Annotated in this window: 7 protein-coding genes and 1 pseudogene; all 8 read right to left on the bottom strand. The window is 66.5% G+C overall.

The features are described 5' to 3' along the window. A pseudogene (locus A5688_RS20395) lies at window positions 1–282 on the bottom strand (type VII secretion-associated serine protease); the annotation flags it as partial. Between the two features lie 41 nt (window positions 283–323). Then, window positions 324–1,853 (bottom strand): type VII secretion integral membrane protein EccD, encoded by a 1,530-nt coding sequence (eccD, locus tag A5688_RS20390; RefSeq protein WP_082951047.1) that lies wholly within the window; start codon window positions 1,851–1,853, stop codon window positions 324–326. Further along, window positions 1,850–2,875: a MinD/ParA family ATP-binding protein gene (locus tag A5688_RS20385; RefSeq protein WP_120312362.1), complete on the bottom strand. Its 1,026-nt coding sequence runs from the start codon at window positions 2,873–2,875 to the stop codon at window positions 1,850–1,852. The genes eccD and A5688_RS20385 overlap by 4 nt, the downstream gene beginning before the upstream one ends. A gap of 129 nt (window positions 2,876–3,004) precedes the next feature. Next, complete coding sequence (locus tag A5688_RS20380) at window positions 3,005–3,835, bottom strand: ESX secretion-associated protein EspG (RefSeq protein ID WP_067828347.1); 831 nt, start codon at window positions 3,833–3,835, stop codon at window positions 3,005–3,007. A 108-nt stretch (window positions 3,836–3,943) separates the two neighbouring features. Then, window positions 3,944–4,231, bottom strand: coding sequence for a WXG100 family type VII secretion target (locus A5688_RS20375; RefSeq protein WP_007771836.1), 288 nt, complete (start codon window positions 4,229–4,231; stop codon window positions 3,944–3,946). Window positions 4,232–4,282: 51 nt separating this feature from the next. Then, a complete protein-coding gene (locus tag A5688_RS20370; RefSeq protein ID WP_040630553.1) occupies window positions 4,283–4,597 on the bottom strand; it encodes a WXG100 family type VII secretion target in 315 nt (104 codons plus the stop codon). A gap of 102 nt (window positions 4,598–4,699) precedes the next feature. Continuing rightward, window positions 4,700–5,881 carry a PPE family protein gene (locus tag A5688_RS20365; protein ID WP_067828344.1) on the bottom strand — a complete coding sequence of 394 codons (1,182 nt, stop codon included), beginning with the start codon at window positions 5,879–5,881 and terminating at the stop codon, window positions 4,700–4,702. A gap of 30 nt (window positions 5,882–5,911) precedes the next feature. After that, window positions 5,912–6,223: a PE domain-containing protein gene (locus tag A5688_RS20360; protein WP_067828342.1), complete on the bottom strand. Its 312-nt coding sequence runs from the start codon at window positions 6,221–6,223 to the stop codon at window positions 5,912–5,914. Window positions 6,224–6,305: the final 82 nt, after the last annotated feature.

Below are 6,305 nucleotides of genomic sequence, written 5' to 3'. Positions count from 1 at the left end.
GCCGGGCACCACCGGTAGCCGCGGGTTCGGCGACACCCCGGTGTCGATGACCGCCACGGACACACCGTTGCCGGTGCTGTACTGCCATGCCTTCGTGATGCTGAGCAGGTTGAACCCCGGGGCCATTTGCGCCACATCGGGGTTTCTCACGGTGATCGGGCTCGAGCAGCTGTTGGCGCGGCGCATCGGCTGGTCGGGTCGCGGTGGCCCGTCCGGCGGCACCATCCCCGGATCCACCGAAGGTGGTGTAATGGCCAGTGCGGCAGGGATATTGGCTGACATCGCGACCAGGGTGACGGCGGCGGTGACCGCCGCGGCCCTTCTCAGTGGCGAATCCACGTGAAGAGCCCTCCCAAGGCTGCCGCCGCAGGCAGCAAGACGATGAACGCGAGCACTTCCACCCATTCCACGGTCAACCGGATGAATGGCCGAAACCTCATGGTCGGCACCAAAAGCGCTGCGGCCAAACCCAATGCGGCGAAGGTCACCACCGCCACCGCGGGCCACATCAACCCGCTCATCGCGTCTTTCGGCTCGACGACGGCGTATTTGACCACTCCCGCGCACACCGCGGCGGATGCCCCGCACACCAGGGCGATGGCCTGGTACTTGGCGGCGAATCCGCGCCCCTGGGTGAGGAAGATGCCCGCCACGAGCCCGGCGACCACCAACGCCAACCACGCCCACGGGCGTCCGGGCGTCAACACGCCCCACACCGCGGCGGGCAGCACGATCGAGACCCCGACGCACAGACCTACCTGGACCGCGTTGACCAATCGCGCCGAGGCGGCGATCGCGGCGCCGCGCGCGGTGATGTCGGTCAGTTCGTTGTCCTCGTCCTCGGATTCGTCCTCGCTGACCGGGGCCACGGTGTCGACGGGCATCCCCTCGCGCCGCGCGAACAGGTCCCGGCCGGTGATCGATCCGAAATGCGGCGGCCGGACCCGCGCCACCCACAACGCGATCAGTGGGGCCATCCGGACCAGGACGAGCAATCCGACCAACACGCAGACCGCCAGCACCTGGGCCGAGGCGGGCCGGAACATCCGCACGGCGGCGACCGCGGCCAGGATCCCGCACACCGTCACCACCGCGGTGACCACCGCGGTCTGCCAACGGTTTCGCGCGGTCACCCCGATGGCGACGGCGCCCAGGATGACCACGACGGCACCGATCAGCCCATGCGCCGCGCCGAGCACGCCCGGGGGCGCGCAGGCACCGGCGGTGGCCAGCGACACCACGGCCAGCCACGCGAATCCGCTGAACAGGTCGCGCCGTTCCCGCCATCCGCTTCGCACGACCAGCGTCGCGACCACCAGCAGCGCACCGACCGCCCCCGCCACCGCGGCCGGGATGAGGCCGTCGGTGAAGGTGCGCGCCCGCAAGGTGAGGGCCACGACGACGCCGACCGCCATCGCGATAACCGCGACCGCGGTGTGCGCGGCCGTCAACGGCGTCACCGGCGCGAACATCCGATCGCCACCGTCGCGGCCCAGCCACTTGCCCATGGCCGCCAACCCCGTTGACAGCGACTCGTATTGCGGTTCGAATGACTCGCCGTCCACCCTGGGCACCAGCACCAGGGTGTCGCCGTCCTGGACGCCCAGCTCGTCGAGGCTTTTATTGATATCGAGCCGAACCCCGTTGATCTTGTGGAGTTCGTAGCTGCCCGCGGGCAATGCGATGCCGTCAAAGCCTTTGCGCTTCAGGTCGGCATCGAACAGCTCGACCATTCCCTCGAAGAATCCCTCCATCGGAATTCCGGCGGGGAATACCTGCGAACAGAGATGCTTTTCGTAAGAAATGTTGACCGCACAACGCGCCGGGAAAGCGACCTTATGCGGCGCTGTCACGGCACGGACCGCTCGGCGTCAGGAATGTATTTGTCCGCCAGGCCGGCGGTAATTTCGAAGAGGCGCAATCGCGTCTTCTTTTTCAGCTCGTGAACCGTGTCGATGATGCCGCCTTTGGCGAGGTGCGGATCAAACGGCAGCACTTCAACCGTCGCCCCGACCTTGGTGAAACGCTCGGTCAGGTAAGCCAGCGCGTCCTTATCGGTGATCTGGTCGGTGTGGTTGACAATCACGGTGCTGCGCGAGACCAACTCGTGGTAACCCTGCGAACGCAGGTAATCCACCGCCCTCAGCACCGGGCGTGACCGGTCCGCGGTGATGCCCGAGACGAACACCAGGGTGTCGGTGTTCTCCAATACCGGCTTCATCACTTCGTGTTCGAGGTCGGGAGAGGTGTCGACGATCATCACCGTGTGGGTGCGCCGCAGGCGCGACAGCACCCCGGAGAACATCGCGGGCACCAGCGGCCTGGGCTGGTCGGAGGTCCGGTTGCCGGCCAGGACATCAAGACCAATAACGTTCTGGCCCAAGTGTTCCCGAATATCCGCGTAGCCCTGGACATCGGTGTCGTTGATGATCGCGGTGTAGTCGCCGGGCGGTGACTCGTCGATGCGGTCGGCAAGCGTCCCGAAGCCCGGGACGGCATCGATCGCAATCACGTTCTGCGGGCGGCATTCCCGGAACACACCCCCGAGGCAGGCGACGAGCGTCGTGACGCCCACGCCCCCCTTGCCGGAGACGACCGTGATGACGTACTGCCGCCGAATATGGCGCCGGATGCGGTTTTGCAAATCGCGGTAGTGCCGTTCACTGGGCGACTCACCGGGATTTATTTTGTGAAACGAGATGGTGTAAATGAATTTCCGCCAACCCGACCCCGGTGGAATTTTTCGCGGCGCGGCCAGATCGGTGATACGCATCGTGTCCGATACCGAATCCGGGAAGTTGCTGGCCCCTGACGGATCCCCCCGTCTGAGCGCTCCTTCGTCCGACATATTCGGGTCATTCCAAGGGCTCGTCACGACGAGATGCTAACACGCTCGGCGATACCGCGTTTACCCGTTCAGAAACCTTTCAAGTACGACAGGCGTTGCTATTCCAAGACTTTGGTTATCTATGTTGATTTCAGCGGTTCGCTGCGCATCGCATCGTCAGACCACTCGCCGATATGAGTGCCACTCGTCGCCCGCGGGCAACCGGCGGATGAGCCGTTGAATCGCTCCGCCGATATCGGTGCGCGAGCCGGGCGAGAGAATCTGGTACTGACGCTGCCCCGAGGTGACGCTTTCGATGCAGATCCGTCCCGCCGGAGTGTCGACGATGGACACCGTCGAATCGCCGACCGCTATCCGCGCCAGTTCGTCCGGCCCGACACCGGCCTGCAGCCCGACGATGTTTGCGTGCGCGGACCGTGCCGGGTCGGCGGCCGTCAGGACCATCTGCAGCTGGTCGGCGTCGAGGCGCTGGTCGAGCAGGAACGAGCGCAGGCTGGCCGTGTCGCGCACCGAGTTCAGCAACTGCTCGGTGTCAAGGGTGACCGGCTTCAGCGGCGCCGCCTCGGCCACGCCGCACAGCCGCTCGATCTGACCGACCAGGAGGTCGCTGGCCGACGCCTCGTTGCCGGCCGTCCCCGCGGGATACAACCGCACCATGTCGCCGTGGCGTTCCAACACCACCCACCACGTCGCGAAGCGGCAGATCGATGCGCGCGTCGGCTCGCGACCCGGGACCCCCATCATCACCAGCAGTCCCAGGTCGCGCCGCAACAGGACGGTCAGCCACTCACGAATCATCGGGTCGACGGTGCCGGCGTCATCGAGCGCACCGGCGGCCACCAACTCGGCGGCGGCGGGGTGACCCATCGCCCGCTCCGGGGTGTCCAGGCGCGGCAGCATCGGTCGCAACCCCAGTTCAGGGCAGGTCTGCTCGATCCCCGTGACCGCTTGCAACACCCAGAGGCCGTCGACCGTCGTTGTCAGCATGTCGCCTTGGCCTCACCGAGCGAATCTCTGGACGGGCGGACAAGAAACCAAAGGTGGGGCACACACGCTCGGCGCATCTGCCCCACCTTCGCTTGTCCTGGGATGGACTCAGAAAAGACCGGCGATGTGCTGGTCCGTGCTGAGCGCGTTGTCCAGCACGTGGGAGGTCGTCACCCCGTGCTGGCGGATGGTGTCGATCAGACCCTGCAGCCCCGACAGCATCTGCGCCTGGGCCTCGAAGAAGCCCGATGCTCCGTGGCCGGCAAAGAATTCCTGCAGGGCGTGCGTGCGGTTGGAGGTGTCGTCGAAAATTGATTGCAACTGGCCGGCGCGGGAGGCGACATCGGTGGCGAAGTCGGCTACGGCTCCCGGGTTATAGGTGATCGGGTCGGACATTGTGGATTTCCTTTCAAAAGGCCATTAATGGAATTGCGAATGGATGGGAGCTCAGGAGCCGTGGCCGCCGAATAGCGCGCTAAAGGCGTGTGAGGAATCCGCCTCGTGGCCCTCCATCAGTGCAGCCGCCTTGGTAAGGCCCTCGGCCAGGCGGGTGCCACCGGTCAAGACTTTGTTCAAGTCGTTTTGGACTTCGATGGCCGTCGCGTGCGACGCGGTCACAGCCGAACCAGACCAGGTGGACGGATTCATCACGTTTTCCTGATTCGCGACGTATCCCTGGCCAATCCCGATCGCGTGCTCCATGTTCGCCTGGATAGCGTTGGAAGCATCACGAAGCATTTGCGGTGTCACTTTGATTGTCACGGAATTCTCCTTCTCCGGTGGGCCGCCCCCCGTGAGGGCATGAAGCGAAGTGTATGGCGGCTATTTGGACCTGTCGATTCACCTTTCACCAGGGGGTTGGCTTCACACTCGAGCGTCGACCACCCGCACGGTCGCGGGCTGGTCGGCTTTGTCACGGGAGCCGCGTTCGCCTCCCGCCCCGTGCCCCACGGGCATACCGCCCATCGGGGCACCGCCCATCGTCGTGGTCTGCGGTCGGATGGCCTCGGCACCTAATGCCCCGGCCGGCCGCAGGCCCACCGGCCGGCCACTGGTGGCGGGCTCGAAGGCGCTGACCGGACGGGTGAAACTGGTCGCGGGCATGCCCGCGCCGCCCAGGGATGCGCCGCCGCCCGCGCCGGCTTCCGCCGCGGACAGTCCGCTGGTCGCCGAGACCGCCGACACTGCGGGCGTGGCCCCGCCCATGCCCATGGCGCCGGGGTTGGCGAACATGCCCATCAGCGGCTGCATCATCTGCATCGGCGACTGCATCATCTGCATCGGAGCCTGCATGACCTGCGGGACCGCCCCCATCAACTGCTGCGCCGGCTGCATCAACGAGCCGGCCTGACTCATGAAGTCCTGGCCACCCGAGGCCGCCCGGCCCGCCCCCTGCGTCCCCGTCTGGGCGCCCTGCATGGCGGCGCGCATGCCGTCGCCGGCGCCCTCGTCGGCGGCCGACTCGCCGATCGCCGCGGCCGCCTGCGCGGGTGCGGCCGGCGACGCACCCATGGTCGCGATCGGCGGCGGAATGGTCAGGCTTTGGGACAAGGCCGTCAGGATCGTTCCGTAGCTGGCCCCGACCGCGGAGTTGTTCGGCCACATCGACCCGAAGTACTCGAGCTCCAACGAGGTGATTCGCGGGGTCAATGCGCCGAGAACCAATGGGTTGATGCCGTAATCGGTGGCGGTCTCGGTGCGGTTCTCAATGCATTCGGGAGCGGGGCGCATCGAGCCATATGCCATCTGGTACGCCGAGACCGCGGTCGACACCACCGCGGGCTTGACATCGACCCAGCCGGCCAGCCCGTGCAGCGACGCGTTCAGCGCGGTCGCGTTTGCCGCCGAGGCCAACGAACCCGAGCCCGTCCAGCTCGCCGACGTCGCAACGGTATTGATCGTCGACGCGATGCTCGAGCCGTGATGCGTGGCAGCCAACGCGGTCCAGGCGGCCTGGTTCGCCAAGTGAGTGATGACGCCGGCCCCCGCCTTGAGCAGCAGGTCGTTCTCCTCAGGCGTACGCGCAGCCCACCCCGGATCGGCCATGCGTACTTCCCCCTCTTACGTCGCTTGGGTCTAGGCCCCGATTGCCATCGTCAGGCTGCGCATCAACTCGGTGACGACGTAGGTGCTCGAGGCGATGCTCTGCGTGCCGGCGAACAGGCCGCGCTGGGCGGCGTGCTCGGACACTACGCCGAGGTAGCTGCCACCGCAGGCGTTGAGCGCGGCCGCGAACATGGCCGAGTCGGGGTCGCCGCCCATCGGCAGCACTCCCAGCAGGACGGGCGCGGCCGCCGACGCCGCCGCCTCGGTCTCCGCACTGATGGCCGATTCGGCGCCCGCCGACGCCAGAACCGCCTCTGACTGCACCGACGTAACAAAACCCATGATTTCCCTCCGAACGCTCAACCCCGAATCCACGTGCTTGGGGCCTCAGTGTAATGCGGTTTCGTTGATCTTGTATTCACTC

Source organism: Mycobacterium mantenii (assembly GCF_001667865.1).
In the GTDB taxonomy this organism is placed as follows: domain Bacteria; phylum Actinomycetota; class Actinomycetes; order Mycobacteriales; family Mycobacteriaceae; genus Mycobacterium; species Mycobacterium mantenii_A.
The sequence above is the reverse complement of the archived record's forward strand: the minus strand, read 5'-3'. Positions and strand labels throughout refer to the sequence as shown.